The 12,450-nt window shown below is 61.2% G+C and carries 11 protein-coding genes and 1 riboswitch; of the genes, 2 read left to right on the top strand and 9 right to left on the bottom strand.

Translation table 11 applies throughout. The annotated features are described in order from the left end of the window. Positions 1–54 precede the first annotated feature (54 nt). The 9 genes from QQJ86_RS10475 to cobO all read right to left on the bottom strand — a co-directional run bounded on the left by QQJ86_RS10475 (position 55) and on the right by cobO (position 8,501). Positions 55–780, bottom strand: coding sequence for an adenosylcobinamide-GDP ribazoletransferase (locus QQJ86_RS10475; RefSeq protein ID WP_284320883.1), 726 nt, complete (start codon positions 778–780; stop codon positions 55–57). After that, a complete protein-coding gene (locus QQJ86_RS10470; RefSeq protein WP_284320882.1) occupies positions 777–1,334 on the bottom strand; it encodes a histidine phosphatase family protein in 558 nt (185 codons plus the stop codon). The genes QQJ86_RS10475 and QQJ86_RS10470 overlap by 4 nt, the downstream gene beginning before the upstream one ends. Continuing rightward, positions 1,331–2,377, bottom strand: coding sequence for a nicotinate-nucleotide--dimethylbenzimidazole phosphoribosyltransferase (gene cobT, locus QQJ86_RS10465; protein ID WP_284320881.1), 1,047 nt, complete (start codon positions 2,375–2,377; stop codon positions 1,331–1,333). Before cobT ends, QQJ86_RS10470 begins: the two co-directional genes overlap by 4 nt. Next, on the bottom strand, positions 2,374–2,895 hold the full coding sequence (cobU, locus tag QQJ86_RS10460; RefSeq protein ID WP_284320880.1) for a bifunctional adenosylcobinamide kinase/adenosylcobinamide-phosphate guanylyltransferase: 522 nt from the start codon (positions 2,893–2,895) through the stop codon (positions 2,374–2,376). The genes cobT and cobU overlap by 4 nt, the downstream gene beginning before the upstream one ends. Beyond that, positions 2,883–4,355 carry a cobyric acid synthase gene (locus QQJ86_RS10455; RefSeq protein WP_284320879.1) on the bottom strand — a complete coding sequence of 491 codons (1,473 nt, stop codon included), beginning with the start codon at positions 4,353–4,355 and terminating at the stop codon, positions 2,883–2,885. The genes cobU and QQJ86_RS10455 overlap by 13 nt, the downstream gene beginning before the upstream one ends. Beyond that, positions 4,352–5,335 (bottom strand): threonine-phosphate decarboxylase CobD, encoded by a 984-nt coding sequence (gene cobD / locus QQJ86_RS10450; RefSeq protein ID WP_284320878.1) that lies wholly within the window; start codon positions 5,333–5,335, stop codon positions 4,352–4,354. Before cobD ends, QQJ86_RS10455 begins: the two co-directional genes overlap by 4 nt. After that, a complete protein-coding gene (gene cbiB / locus QQJ86_RS10445; RefSeq protein WP_284320877.1) occupies positions 5,328–6,248 on the bottom strand; it encodes an adenosylcobinamide-phosphate synthase CbiB in 921 nt (306 codons plus the stop codon). The genes cobD and cbiB overlap by 8 nt, the downstream gene beginning before the upstream one ends. Before the next feature lie 361 nt (positions 6,249–6,609). After that, complete coding sequence (locus tag QQJ86_RS10440; protein ID WP_284320876.1) at positions 6,610–7,902, bottom strand: cobyrinic acid a,c-diamide synthase CobB; 1,293 nt, start codon at positions 7,900–7,902, stop codon at positions 6,610–6,612. Next, positions 7,899–8,501, bottom strand: coding sequence for a cob(I)yrinic acid a,c-diamide adenosyltransferase (gene cobO, locus QQJ86_RS10435; RefSeq protein WP_284321007.1), 603 nt, complete (start codon positions 8,499–8,501; stop codon positions 7,899–7,901). The genes QQJ86_RS10440 and cobO overlap by 4 nt, the downstream gene beginning before the upstream one ends. A 129-nt stretch (positions 8,502–8,630) precedes the next feature. Further along, positions 8,631–8,848: riboswitch (cobalamin riboswitch) on the bottom strand. 304 nt (positions 8,849–9,152) lie between these two features. Here cobO and QQJ86_RS10430 point away from each other — a divergent pair. Next, positions 9,153–11,651 carry a TonB-dependent receptor plug domain-containing protein gene (locus QQJ86_RS10430; RefSeq protein WP_284320875.1) on the top strand — a complete coding sequence of 833 codons (2,499 nt, stop codon included), beginning with the start codon at positions 9,153–9,155 and terminating at the stop codon, positions 11,649–11,651. Between the two features lie 142 nt (positions 11,652–11,793). Further along, positions 11,794–12,342 (top strand): cysteine peptidase family C39 domain-containing protein, encoded by a 549-nt coding sequence (locus QQJ86_RS10425; protein ID WP_284320874.1) that lies wholly within the window; start codon positions 11,794–11,796, stop codon positions 12,340–12,342. Positions 12,343–12,450 lie beyond the last annotated feature (108 nt).

Genomic DNA, 12,450 nt, shown 5'->3' with positions numbered 1-12,450 from the left:
TGGCCGCGGCTGATTATCGGGACGGAAAGGCCACTACAACACGTTGGCCGGCGCTCAGCGTAAGGCCAAACCCACCAGCACCGCTACCTCCACCATTTCGGCCAGCGCTCCGGCGGTGTCGCCCGTGCAGCCGCCAAGCCGGTTCAGGCAGGCATGCCGCCACAAGCCGAACACCGCCGCCGCCAACACCAGCACCAGCAGCCCCCGCCCGCCGAACGGCATGCACACCGCCACGGTCACCATCAATGCGATCACGCATGCTCGGCGAGGCGCATCCACCAAGGCCGTGCCCAACCCGCCGCTTCGCACATACGGCGTAGTGAGAAACAGCGCCACGAGGCTGGCTCGTGACAGCAAGGGCGCCAACAGCACTGCCGCCCACGGAGCGGGCCCCAGGCTCGCCAACGCGGCGAACTTCAGCAGCAATGTCAGCACCAGCGCCACCACGCCAGCGGGTCCGCTGCGCGGATCCTTCATGATCGCCAGGGTTTTCTCGCGATCGCCCATGCCGCCGATCCACGCGTCGGCACTGTCGGCCAGCCCATCCAGATGCAGTGCTCCCGTCACCGCCACCCACGCCGTCACTAGCAAAGCAGAGGACAGCATGGTCGACGTGTCGCGCAACAACCACGCCAGCACACCCAACAGTAGACCGATCAACACACCAACCAGCGGATACCAGACCAGCGAGGCCGCCTTGGCGCGCACATCGTCGTATGCATAAGCCGGCACCGGCAGCCGGGTGAGAAAGCCGATCGCCACCAGCAGCGCACGCATCACGCCGTAACCGCTACCGGCCAGGACACAGGATGTAGCGAAGCATGCGGCACTTCGATACTCGCCATGTCGCCATAGCTGCGCTGTTCCACTCGGCAACGCAGCAGACGGATCGCACCACCGTGCGTGATGACTAGCACACGCTGCCCTGCCGTCTGCATCGCAATGTCATCGAGCGCTGCGCACAACCGCTCGCGAAACGCCTCGAAAGTCTCCGCGCCCGGCGGCGGATACTTCACCGGATCGGCCCAGAATCGCGCCAACGCATCGCCCTGCTCTTCGGCAATGCGCTCGATCGGCATGCCCTGCCAAGTGCCGAAGTGGTATTCGGCAAGCCTCGCGTCGATACGTAACGGTAAGCCGCGCGCTTGCGACAACTCGTGCGCAAATGCAGCGCAACGTTGCAACGAGGACGACACGATGCAGTCCCACATGCGTCCTTGTACTGCTGCACGCAGTTGCGACCAGCCCAGTTCGCTCAGCGCATCATCAAGCTGCCCGCGATAGCTGCGCTGCGCGGTGTCGCCGTGGCGCAATAATTCAATGCACGTACTCATGCAGTAGATACACCCGCCTGCTCGAACGTCGCCATGCCGTTGTGCAGGGCGCATGCGAGACGCAACAACGGCACCGCGGTAGCGGCACCGCTGGCTTCGCCCAGGCGCAACCCCAGATCAATCAGCGGTTCCGCTTCCAGCGCCCTCAGCAAACGCACATGACCGTGCTCCTTCGAGCGATGCGCGAACAACAACCACGGCCGCACGTCCGGTTGAATCGACACAGCAACCAGTGCTGCCGTAGTGGCAATGAAACCATCGACCAACACCGGCATGCCCGACTGTGCCGCGGCCACATACGCACCGGTCAGTGCAGCGATCTCGAAACCACCCAGACAACGCAATCGTTCCAACGCTGTCTCTGCTGTGACGTGCTGTTCCAAGGCACGTTCCAGCACACTCACCTTGTGCTGGATACCTGCAGCGTTGAGCCCGGTACCCGCACCAGCGAGACACGATGGCGGTTCCTCGAGCAACGCGCTCGCCAACGCAGCGGCTGCAGTTGTATTCGCAATACCCATTTCGCCACCGATGAAAAGCTGCGCCTCCGATTTCAGCGCAGCGCGTGCGCTCTCCGCGCCGATGTCGAGCGCCGCTTCCAGTTGCGCTTCCGTCATCGCCGGCCCATGACAAAAGTTCGCGGTGGACGGGGCGATGATCGCGCGGCGCACGCCCGGAATGTCGCCCGGATCGTTGACCGTACCGAGATTCACTACATCCAGCTTCGCATCCAGGCAGCGTGCCAGCACGCTGATCGCTGCACCGCCGGTGGCGAAGTTGCGCACCATTTCACCAGTGACCACTTGCGGAAACGCGGAAACACCCTCCTCCGCTACGCCGTGGTCGGCGGCAAACACGCTGATCCACACGCGATCTACTGCGGGCTTTGATGTGCCCTGCAATGAAGCGAGCTGGATCGCCACCGCTTCCAGCGCACCGAGCGAGCCGGGCGGCTTGGTCAATTGCGATTGGTGCGCGCGCGCCGACTCGGCCAGTGCGGTATTCGGCTGAGCACATGGCGAAGAAAGCCAGTCAAGACTCATGGGAGCGTTCCTTTGAGAGCAAGAGGTAAACCGGCGGCTACGAACACGACACGTTCGCTGACCGCAGCAATAGCTTGATGCAGACGCCCGGCTTCATCCACGAAACGGCGCGTCAATTCACCCATCGGCACGATACCGAGGCCGACTTCGTTGCTGACCATCAGTACATCGCCAGGAAGACCAGGCAGCACGCTGAGGAGTCGATCACGCTCGCGCTCGAAACCTTGCATGTCGGGATCGCCAAGCAGGTTGCTGAGCCATAGCGTAAGGCAATCGACCAGCATGCAGCGATCTTCCCGTGCATATTTATGCAATACGTCGGCAAGATGCAGCGGCTCTTCCACGCACAGCCACTGCTGTGGCCGGCAAGCACGATGATGCGCGATACGCGCTGCCATTTCCGCATCACCCGCTTGCGCGGTGGCGATGTAGACGACCTCCCGCCCGCTGTCGACTGCCAGCCGCTCCGCCAACGCGCTTTTGCCCGAGCGGGCGCCGCCGAGGATCAAGGTACGCATGCAGTCATTCCCAGCCACTGTTCGAGCAAGCGCGTGTTCAAGTGTATGTCCACCGCATCCGCCAAACGTTCGATACTGCTTTCCCGCAAGGCTCGCACGTCGACGGTGACGGCATCCTGCAAACCCGCCCAGCGCAGCAAGGCGGATAGCGCCTGCGGATCGTCGAACAGGCCATGCAAATAGCTGCCCATGATCTGACCGTCCATCGAGATGGCGCCATCGCTGCGTCCGTCATCGAGCTGCGCAAACGCATTCTTCAAGGCAGCGCCGTTGCTGGTACCACAATGGATTTCATAACCCTCCACACGAGCATCCGCGAATGCCAAGCGGCCCTTCACGCGATGAAGCTGTTTGTGTGCCTGCAAGGTGGTTTCCATGTCGAGCCAGCCCAGTCCTTCGCTGGAACCCTGTGCGCCCTCGATACCCTGTGGATCGTGCACAACCTGCCCGAGCATTTGCAAACCGCCGCAGATACCCAGCAGCTTGCCGCCATACCGTAGATGCCGCTCGATCGCGCGATCCCAGCCCTGCTCTCGCAACCATGCAAGGTCCGCGCGGGTGGATTTTGAGCCGGGAAGAATGATCAGGTCGCACGCAGATGGCGGTTCGTTGGGTCCGACGATATGCAAATCGATATCAGGGTGCGCGCGCAGCGCATCGAAATCGGTGTGATTGCTGATCCGCGGCAAGGCTGGCACAGCAACACGCAGCCGTGCGCGTGACTTGTCCATGCGTTCGCGCGGCAACGCATCCTCGGCCTCCAGATGCAGACCATGCAGATAGGGCAGCACGCCGAGCACCGGCTTGCCGGTTTCACGCTCCAGCCAATCGAGTCCTGACTGCAGCAACGCAAGATCTCCGCGAAACCGATTGATCACGGAGCCCGCTATGCGTGCACGTTCACTGGGCGACAGCAGCGCCAGCGTACCGACCAGATGCGCGAACACGCCACCGCGATCGATATCCGCCACCAAAATCACCGGACAATCCACCGCTTCCGCATAACCCATATTGGCGATGTCGCGATCGCGCAGATTGATTTCGGCAGGACTGCCCGCGCCTTCGACGATCACCGCGTCATAGCCATCCACTAGACGTTGATGGGAGGCCATCACCGCGTCGAACGCGCGGCGCTTGTAGTCGTGGTAGTCACGCGCATCCATATTTGCAACGGGATGGCCATGCACGATCACCTGCGCGCCGACGTCGCTATTGGGCTTGAGCAGGATCGGATTGAAATCGATACGCGGCTCAAGCCCGCACGCTTGCGCCTGTACCGCCTGCGCTCGGCCGATCTCGCCACCATCCACCGTAACGGCTGAATTCAAAGCCATGTTCTGCGGCTTGAACGGCGCCACACGCAAGCCTCGGCGAAGCGCCCAGCGGCACAATGCGGTCACCAGCGTACTTTTGCCCGCATCGGACGTGCAGCCTTGCACCATCAACACGCGCGCGGTCATTGCATTGCCTCCTGCAACGCGCGGTCGAGGCGTTCGAACGCAGCATCGTCAGGCGGCAGACCGAAGCGCAGACTGGAAGGTGTCTCGAACAGGCGCGTGAGAATGCCGTGCCGCGCCAGTGCCTGGTGTACTCGCGAAGCGTCATCGCGGCAACACCACTGAAACAAGCCGCAGCCTGCCGTGGGATGCCATGCGTGCCTGGAAAGCAACGCTGCAAGACGCTCACTGGTTTGCAGCAAGCGGACACGCGCTTGTGCCTGCCACGCGCGATCGGCCAGCGCCTGCTGTACTACGTAGCGCGACGGCCCGCTCAAGGTCCATGGACCAAGCTGCTCCCGCAGAGCCCGGAGCATGCTCGGCGATGCGCAGACAAAACCCGCTCGTACGCCAGCCAAGCCGAAAAACTTGCCTACGGACCGCAACACGATCAGCCCTTCGCGATCGGCATATCGGCACACGCTTTGCTCGGGCGCAACGTCGATGAAAGCCTCATCAATCACCAGCCAGCCACCACGCCGTGCGAGTTCTGCATGCACACGCAGTAACGCTTCGGCATCGAATCGTTCACCGCCAGGATTATTCGGATGAATCAGCACCAGCACGTCCAATGATGCCAAGTTGGCAAGCAGTGCATCGGCAGCCTGCGTTGTGACCTGATGACCAGCGCGTCGCCACGCGTGTGCATGCTCGGCATAGCCAGGTGCAATGACGCCCACGCGTGATGTCGGCCGAAGCAAAGGCAGCGCTTGAATCGCGGCTTGTGAACCCGCCACCGGCAATACATGAGCCGCTTCGTAATAAGCACAAGCGGCTTCAATCAACCCATCGTCCTCTTCAGGCAGTCGCCGCCACACCGATGCGGGAACAGACGGCACCGGCCAACCGAATGGACTGATGCCCGTGGACAAATCCAGCCATTGCTCCAACGGAATACCGTGGTCGCGCGCTGCCTGCCGCAGGCGACCGCCATGCTCAAGCATGCGTGCCTCCCTGCATTGCCAAGCCCAGCAATAAAGCAACCGCCAGCCATATGACGACGCCACGCTGCAGCAGACTCAAAGCACGATGGATGGCATCGGCGCTGGGCGGATCGCCGCTGCCGAGCTCCGGCCGAGCTTCCCACACACCGTGATAAGGCGCCGCGCCGCCCAATTTCACGTGCAACGCACCTGCACCTGCAGCCATCACCGGACCGGCATTGGGACTGTCCCATTGCGGCGCCTGCGCGTACCAGCAGCGAACGGCACCTTCGAAGTGGCCACATAGCGCGTAGGTAAACGCAGTGAGACGCGCAGGCAAAAAGTTCAGCACGTCGTCGATACGCGCCGCGGCCCAGCCGAAACGCTCGTAACGCGGCGTGCGATAACCCCACATGGCATCCAGCGTATTGGCCAGGCGATACAGCACAGCGCCAGGCGCACCCAGCATGGCGAACCAGAACAAGGCGCCGAATACGGCATCGTTGCCGTTTTCCAACACGGATTCGGTGGCTGCTGCGGCAACTTGTTGCGCATTTAGTGCAGCGGTGTCGCGGCTGACCATGCGTCCGACTGCCGCGCGTGCGGCATCGAGATCATCATTCTGCAACGCCTCGGCGACGGGTCGCGCATGTTCTCCAAGACTGCGCAACCCGATCGCTGCATACAACACGATCACGGCGATGCACCAAGCCAACCATGTTGGCACGTATTGCTGCGCGGCTTGCGTTAGCAGCACGCATGGCAGCACGGCAAGCATCCATGCGAGCACACCTTTTCCGCGTCGATCCGCATGCATGTGTTGTTCGATCCAGCTGGCCATGCGGCCGAATGCGACCAACGGATGCGCGCGACGTGGTTCGCCCAGGAGGCGATCAAGCAATAGGGCAGCAAGCATCGCTATCGCTGTGCTCATGTCGATGCCTTGCTGGTGCCCCTCCCCCTGCTTGCGGGGGAAGGTTGGGGGCAATGCTCCGAACTTAAGTATGTTTCAGCCACCAGGGATCTAACACCCGTCATTCCAGCGAAAGCTGGAATCCAGCGACTTTTGGGGTGGAGAGGCACTGGATTCCAGCTTTCGCTGGAATGACGACAAGTAGGGACTCTCCTTAAGTTCGGTGCATTGGGTTGGGAGGGGATGAACACTTGCGGGAAAGTTGAAGGTTTGAGGCAAGTGTTTATCCCACCCCACCTCATCCTGCTTGCAGGATGGGAAAAGTGAGCATGTTCCCCTGCAAGCAGGGGAGGGAGCGTGTAGTTCCCCATAAACCTTGCACTCATGGCAGGAACAACCGCAATGCAGCGTGCGCATTGGATGGAAAGTAAAAGTGCACGAAGCTGGCCGTCATACGGCGATCGCGATAAACCGCCTCTTTGCACGGCCCATGATTTGGATTGAACGCGTGTGTCTGTGGTTGCGCATCGATGGATGCGTGAGCGTAATGAAATGTGTGCCCGTGCAATTCGCCTTCAGGCAAGCTGGCACCTTGCAAACCCAGTGCAGCAAGCCGGGGTTGTATCGCCGCATGTCCGGATAGCAGACCCGCCATCTGCGCCGTATGCCCTTCTCGATCGGCCAGCGCATCGAGCGCAAACAGCAGACCGCCGCATTCAGCGAGCATGGGCTTGCCGGCATCGCGGTGCTCGCGCAGCGCTGCATGGAGATCATGCCGTTGCGACAAAGCCTGCAGATGCAGTTCCGGATAACCACCCGGCAGCCAGACTGCATCGCACTCGGGCAACGCATCGCCTGCAATGGGAGAAAAGAAACGCAGCTCTGCGCCCGCTTCGCGCAGCAGATCCAGGTTCGCTGGATAGAGAAAACAGAATGCGTCGTCCCGCGCGATCGCAATACGCCGGCCTTGCAGCAGCGGCGGAACGGCGTCGAACGTCGGCGCCTCAAAAGCAATAGATGGCGGTAGCTCGGTCGCCGCATGCTGCGACCAGGCCTCTGCCAGCGCATCGAGCCGCGCATCGATATCAGACAACTCGCCTGCGGAGACCAAACCAAGATGCCGTTCAGGCAAAGCGAGACGATCTTCGCGCGGCAACGCACCCAGCCAATGCAGTGAGGCGGGTAGGCTCTCTTTCAACAGTTGCGCGTGATACGCACTGCCGATGCGATTGGCTGCCACACCGTACATCGACAAGCCTTCGCGATAGCTCGCCAAGCCACACGCCAATGCGCCGAAGGTCTGCGCCATGGCCGAACCATCGATGACCGCGAGCACAGGCAGGCCCAATTGCTGTGCGAGATCGGCGGTGGAAGGTGTGCCATCGAACAAGCCCATCACGCCTTCCACCAGGATCAGATTGGCCTCACCCGCCGCATCGAACAGGCGTTTGCGCACATCCGCTTCGCCGCACATCCACAGATCGAGCTGATAAACCGGACCACCCGCAGCGCGGGCCAGCACCATCGGGTCGAGAAAATCCGGCCCCGTCTTGAACACGCGCACGCGTCGCCCTTGCCGCGTGTGCCAACGTGCAAGTGCTGCCGTGACCGATGTTTTGCCCTGCCCTGATGCAGGTGCGGAAACCAGCAAGGCGGGGCAACGGCGAACGCTCACAGCTCGATGCCCTTCTGCGCTTTGATGCCTGCATCGAATGCATGCTTGACCACGCGCATCTCAGTCACCGTGTCGGCGACGGCGATGAGGCCATCAGGTGCACCGCGTCCGGTGATCACCACATGCTGGCGTGGCGGTCGCGCGGTGACGGCGGCGAGTACCTGCTCCAACTGCACGTATTGCTTCACCAACGCAATATTGAGTTCGTCCAGCAATACGAAGTCGTACGCGGGATCGCTAAGCATGCCCGCAGCGATGTTCCATGCCGCCTGCGCTGCAGCGATATCGCGCGCTTTGTCCTGCGTTTCCCAGGTGAAGCCTTCGCCCATCACGTGGTAGTCGAGCTGGTCGCCGGCAAAGTGGCGAAAGAAGGCTTCCTCTCCGGTGGAGAAAGTGCCCTTGATGAACTGCACCACGCCACACTTGAAGCCGTGACCTAGCGAACGGGCCAGCATGCCAAAACCGGAAGAGCTCTTGCCCTTGCCGTTGCCGGTATTCACCACCAGCACGCCGCGATCAATGGTGGCGCGCGCAATTTTGCGATCGACCAACTCTTTCTTGCGCTGCATGCGCTCGCGATAGCGCTCTTCCGGTGTCATGGCATCGCGCGATGGATGGTCGCTCATATATTCCCTCCGCATGCCTTGGCGTAAGCCAGGCATCTCAAGTAGCAGGAGGAAAACAGCAGCGGCACCGGCGATGAAGCGGCCCCGACACGGCCCTCCGCCTGTCCGGTTTCACATGAGGCCGGTCTCCGGGCTCGCGAGCGAAGGCTGGTGCCTTCCGATCCACGCCTTCCCATGCACATGGCACAGTGGCGGTGTGTGGATCGTTTTGCTCGCTTACCGTTGCGGGGGCAGCTCCGGCATGGCCGCGCAGACGGCGCACCGGATTCCCGTTTCAACCGCCGGCCATGCCGACGATCACCTCAAGCCGGAGCATCTTAGAGCGTGCTCCCCGACCCGCCTAGGGAGCCCGCCATACAGCGCAAGGACGCAAGCTGGGATTGGCATCACGGCTTACGAGTTGAAGGATCGCCATACATCGTCGATGCTCGCCATGCAGCACACGCAAGCGTGGGGATGCCTACGGCCGGGGACAGCCGTAGCTATGTGGCAAGCGCATGTTCGACATGGATATTTCCATTTGGACTATGGCTCGCCTCAATCGTCCGTTGGGGGCGGACGACATTGTCACTAATCTGACTTGCTGCAAAGCAGCACGTCATACGCTAGGGGAAACTTTCCGCAATGAACAACGACAACAACCGGCCCAATCACCAGCGGTCCAACAAGAACAGCTACGCCCTCACCCTACTCACCACTTCGCTGCTACTCGCTTTCGGTTCTGCCGCAGCGGCACAGGACACAGCGCAGAGCAGCAACTCGACTCAGCCCAGCAACCCCAAGAATCTGCAAGCGGTGATCGTCACCGGTACACGCGCGCAGAACCGCACCGACAGCACGTCGTTATCACCGATCGACGTAGTGCCCGCCTCCGCACTGCAGAGCACCGGCACCAACGAACTTTCCACCGCCTTGGCGCGCTTGATTCCGTCACTGAATTTCCCGCGCCCCGCTGCAACCGATGCCACCGACTCGCAACGCCCCGCGCAGTTGCGCGGCCTTGCGCCGGATGAAGTGTTGGTACTGGTCGACGGCAAGCGCTGGCACACCAGCGCGATGGTGAACGTGGATGGCACCATCGGCCGCGGCTCAGCGCCGGTGGACCTCAACACCATTCCGCTTTCCGCGATCGATCACATTGAAGTGCTGCGCGATGGCGCTTCTGCGCAATACGGCTCCGACGCACTCGCGGGCGTGATCAACATCATCTTGAAGCACGGCGCACAGGGTGGCTCAGTCGAACTTGATGGCGGTCGCTTCCAGCGCGGCGGCGGCAAGCAGTGGCAGGGTTCGGCCAACTTCGGCATACCGTTGAATGGGGACAAAGGTTGGCTGCGCATCAGCCTGGATGACGGGCATCAAGATGAGACCAATCACGGCGGTGCGGATATCCGCTACCCGCAATTGGGCCGCAGGCAGGTGTTCGGCGATCCCACCGTGAGCCAGCACAGCCTGTTCCTTAACTCGCAGTACGACATCACCAACAACATCCAGTTTTACGCGTTCGGCAGCTACAGCTCACGCAATGCGATTTCCGATGAGCTGTATCGCAATCCATACGGCTATCCGTCTTCGGTGAAGTCGCTGCTTACTGCGCTCTATCCAGGCGGTTATCAGCCGCTGCTGCAGGCGCGCAGCACCGATCAATCGCTGGTCGCCGGCGTGCGCGGCACCACCAGCGGTGGGTGGCGCTGGGACGTGAGCGCCAACTACGGCGGTAATCGCGTATCGCTCGATACCATTCACACCGCCAACTACGCCTTCCTGCACGACTTCGGCTACACGCCCACCAGCTTCTTCGATGGGGTGGTCTCTTCCGCTCAGCAGTTGGCGGATGTCGACATCGCGAAGGATTTCAACCTGAGCTGGCTGCCGAATGCAGTAACGCTTGCGTTCGGTGCGGAATATCAGCGCAATACGTATCAGATCAGCGCTGGCGATCCGAGCTCCTACTACGTAGGCACTTCCGGCGTGAGCGGCGGCTCGCAGGGCTTCAGCGGCTACAGTCCGGTGAACACGGGCTCATGGAGCCGCAGCGACGTAGCGCAGTACGTAAGCCTGGAAACCAACCTCACCGACAAGCTGGGCACGTCGTTTGCAGTGCGCCATGAGGACTACAACGATTTCGGCAACACCGTCTCCGGCGCGCTGGCGGCCCGTTACGACTTCACCTCACGCTTCGCGTTGCGCGGAAGTGTCTCCAGCGGCTTCCGGGCACCCTCTTTGGCCCAAGAAGACTATTCGCAGATCGGCTCGCTGTATCTCACGCCGAGCAGCGCAGGCCCGGGCGTTGCACCAGGCATCTACCAGACCGGCCTGTTGCCGGTGAGCAATCAGGTCGCGCAGTTGCTGGGCGCGCAGGCGCTGAAGCCGGAGCGCTCGCATAACTACACCGTGGGTGCGGTGTTCAATCCGATTGATCCGCTCACGCTGACCTTCGACGTGTACCAGATCAACGTCTACAACCGCGTCGTGCTTTCAAACACGCTGAGCGGCCTCAATCGACCGGCCGTGGTGGCTTATCTGGCCGCGAACGGTGTCACCAACGTGGCATTCAGTTCGGCGCAGTACTTCACCAATGCGGTGGACACGCGCACCCAGGGCGGCGATCTGGTCGCAAGCTTCCGCTCCGACTTTGGCAACGCGGGCGTGCTCAACAGCACCTTGAGCTACAACTACAACCGCACGCAGGTCACGCACGTAGCCGCTAATCCGGAGCAACTGAATGCGCTGGGCCTGCAGTTGCAGCGTGTGACGTACCGCGACGTCAAAGGCCTGCTGGCCAACTCAACGCCACGCAGCAAGTTGATTCTCAACGAGAACTACACGCTGGGCCAGTGGGTGTTCAACGGCAACCTCACCCGCTATGGCAGCTTCACGTCGTACAGCAACAGTTCGTACCTGTTGAATCAAACCTACAGTCCACAGTGGGTGCTGGACGTGGCAGGCAGTTACAACCTGGACAATTGGACGTTTACGCTCGGCGTGGACAACGCCACCAACAGCTATCCGGACAAGACCATCGCCGCGAACAATGTTAACGGCACCATCCCGTATTCAAATTTTTCACCCGCGGGCTTCAATGGGCGCTACTATTACACCAAAGTGATCTATCACTGGTGACCCAACAAGCCCACTGCCAAACATTACATGCGATGTGTGCATGAAAAATCCCGGCCAATGAGCCGGGATTTTTTTTGCGTGTGTTCACATCCTGCGCAGTCGAACGTCCTTTTGCGTGCCCCATCACACAGGAGAGACGCTCATGCCAAACACCGTACCCAACCCGCCTGCCCTGATTGCACAGGAAACACCAGCCTGGTGCTTTGCTGCAGCGGAATTGATGGCCCGGAACTATTACGGCCTGACCACTCCAAGCCAGTATGAGATTGCACGCACCAGCGTGATCCGCTTGGTCGATGCCGGGGCAAAACCGACCTTAGAACAATGGAACAGCGCAACGACGTATGACCTGCTTGCGAACCAACAGGAAAATGGCGGAGCCAACCTCAACAGCGCCCGCGTGCAATTGATCCGCACCAATTGGGGCGCGATCTATCCCAATGACATCGGCGGCCATTTCGAGGCCAATTACACCCAAGAGAATTTTCGCGCCGACATCGATGCCGGCGAGATCGTCATCATTGGCACGGCGATCCACTATTACGTGGTCTACGGTTACGAAGACAACGGCAATAACTTCACGCTCTTGGTGCGTGATCCCTGGCCGGCGGGTGTCGGCGGCCAGTTGCAACGCGTTCGGTACGACGATTTCGCCAACTGGCTCGGCCGCACGATCATCAGCTTCCGCTGAGGCCACGCTTGGACCACCACCAGAACTCGTGCGCTGTATGCATGGAAATCCCGGCCTGTGCCGGGATTTTTTATGCACGAGCCACGCGCGTGTGCACGCCACGTGAAG

This window comes from Dyella acidisoli, assembly GCF_030160295.1.
In the GTDB taxonomy this organism is placed as follows: domain Bacteria; phylum Pseudomonadota; class Gammaproteobacteria; order Xanthomonadales; family Rhodanobacteraceae; genus Dyella_B; species Dyella_B acidisoli.
The sequence above is the reverse complement of the archived record's forward strand: the minus strand, read 5'-3'. Positions and strand labels throughout refer to the sequence as shown.

Bases quoted from the DNA above. Each gene is read 5' to 3' on its own strand.
- QQJ86_RS10470 (WP_284320882.1), bottom strand. From the start codon at position 1,334: ATGAGTACGTGCATTGAATTATTGCGCCACGGCGACACCGCGCAGCGC.
- cobT (WP_284320881.1), bottom strand. From the start codon at position 2,377: ATGAGTCTTGACTGGCTTTCTTCGCCATGTGCTCAGCCGAATACCGCA.
- cobU (WP_284320880.1), bottom strand. From the start codon at position 2,895: ATGCGTACCTTGATCCTCGGCGGCGCCCGCTCGGGCAAAAGCGCGTTG.
- QQJ86_RS10455 (WP_284320879.1), bottom strand. From the start codon at position 4,355: ATGACCGCGCGCGTGTTGATGGTGCAAGGCTGCACGTCCGATGCGGGC.
- cobD (WP_284320878.1), bottom strand. From the start codon at position 5,335: ATGCTTGAGCATGGCGGTCGCCTGCGGCAGGCAGCGCGCGACCACGGT.
- cbiB (WP_284320877.1), bottom strand. From the start codon at position 6,248: ATGAGCACAGCGATAGCGATGCTTGCTGCCCTATTGCTTGATCGCCTC.
- cobO (WP_284321007.1), bottom strand. From the start codon at position 8,501: ATGACACCGGAAGAGCGCTATCGCGAGCGCATGCAGCGCAAGAAAGAG.
- QQJ86_RS10430 (WP_284320875.1), top strand. From the start codon at position 9,153: ATGAACAACGACAACAACCGGCCCAATCACCAGCGGTCCAACAAGAAC.
- QQJ86_RS10425 (WP_284320874.1), top strand. From the start codon at position 11,794: ATGCCAAACACCGTACCCAACCCGCCTGCCCTGATTGCACAGGAAACA.